Here is a 1,510-nt window from a genome sequence, read left to right on the forward strand (position 1 = left end):
GGTATTAATATTGAAAGAGAGACATTTATTCCTTGGATACGCTCTTTAGGAAAGAGAATGAGTTGTGAGATAACTTCCTTTGATGAGTTGCTATCCAGTATGGAGAAACGATTGGATTTCTTCCACGAAATGGGTTGTCGATTATCTGATCATGCTCTAGATGTTGTCGAGCACCAACAGACAACCAAAGAAGAAGTTGAGGCAATCTTTTTTAAGGGTCTAAATAGTGAAGTCTTGACCTCTGATGACATATCAAAATATAAAGGTTACATGATTGTATTCTTTGGTAAGGCCTATCATAAGAGGGGCTGGGCAATGCAGCTTCACATTGGGGCACATCGTAATAATTCAACTAGAATGTATAAAAAATTAGGACCAGATACAGGTTATGATTCAATCCATGATGAACCTTTTGCGACGTCCTTGATTGGTATACTGGATAGTTTAGATGTTACTGGAGAGTTACCTAAGACGATAATATATACCTTAAATCCACGCGATAATGAAGTCATTGCAACTGTAATTGGCTCTTTTCAGGGCGATGGCATAAAAGGTAAGGTTCAATTCGGATCAGGCTGGTGGTTTAACGACCAAATTGATGGTATGAATAGACAAATGGAAGCATTGCAACAATTAGGTATGCTTGCCCATTTTGTTGGTATGCTGACGGATTCTCGAAGTTTTCTATCGTTTACAAGACATGATTATTTTAGACGATTATTATGTGAGCGTATTGGAATAGCCGTTGAAGATGGTTTGTATCCTAATGACTTAGAGTTTCTAGGGAAAATGGTAGAAAATATTTGCTATAACAACGCATTGAATTATTTTGACATTGAAGTATGAAGTGATCGGTAAACATTGTTTACCGATTTTTCTTTCATGATTAGGATTCAAATTATTGTATGTATAAAAGAATTTGCTTTCCATATTGTTCAAGTTATAATGAGTTATGGGGAGGGATTAATGACTATGTCACTATTGAATATGATATTTATTGTTGCAGGCTTGTATGTTATTTTAGGGACAGTACTGAAACTACCGTTTTATTGGGATGCTAGAAAAGTACAAAGGATGAGGCGTCTTTTAGGAGATACAATCACATACTTCTTTAATTTGATTATTGGAGTGGGTTTATTTATAGTTGGACTTCTAAGTGTGTTAGGAGTTATCAATTTAAACTAAAAAAAATCTAGAGCGTTTGCTCTAGATTTTATTCGTTAAATATCTAAATTTTCAAAGTATTCCAGTTCAGGTTCTGAGTTGTCTATTTTGGTTACTTGCTTATAAAGAGAAGTAATAAAGACTACTACATATGCTGATATAATACTTGAAGCAAGTGTATTTAAGACAACGATCATAATTGAAGTATCAGAAAATATTTTTTGAATAATCATTGAAACGATACCGAGTAAAATTATCGCCAATGAATACCTGAAAAAATTGTTTTTTGCAACAGCGAAACTTCTACCAATCGCTTCAATTGAAGTGACATCCTCGGTTATAATAC

The 1,510-nt window shown here is 34.1% G+C and carries 3 protein-coding genes; 2 read left to right on the forward strand and 1 reads right to left on the reverse strand.

Features of this window, described 5'->3' with window-relative positions:
- Nucleotides 1-846 (forward strand): glucuronate isomerase (locus JF818_RS12010; protein ID WP_198892241.1); only part of this gene is annotated, 846 nt, incomplete at its 5' end.
- Nucleotides 847-882: 36 nt separating this feature from the next.
- On the forward strand, nucleotides 883-1,185 hold the full coding sequence (locus tag JF818_RS12015) for a hypothetical protein (RefSeq protein WP_198892242.1): 303 nt from the start codon (nucleotides 883-885) through the stop codon (nucleotides 1,183-1,185).
- A 35-nt stretch (nucleotides 1,186-1,220) separates the two neighbouring features.
- Here the strand turns inward: JF818_RS12015 and JF818_RS16440 are convergent.
- On the reverse strand, nucleotides 1,221-1,510 hold a 290-nt coding region (locus JF818_RS16440), incomplete at its 5' end, for a hypothetical protein (protein ID WP_233067565.1).

The sequence above is a fragment of the Sphaerochaeta sp. S2 genome (assembly GCF_016406725.1).
GTDB lineage: Bacteria > Spirochaetota > Spirochaetia > Sphaerochaetales > Sphaerochaetaceae > Sphaerochaeta.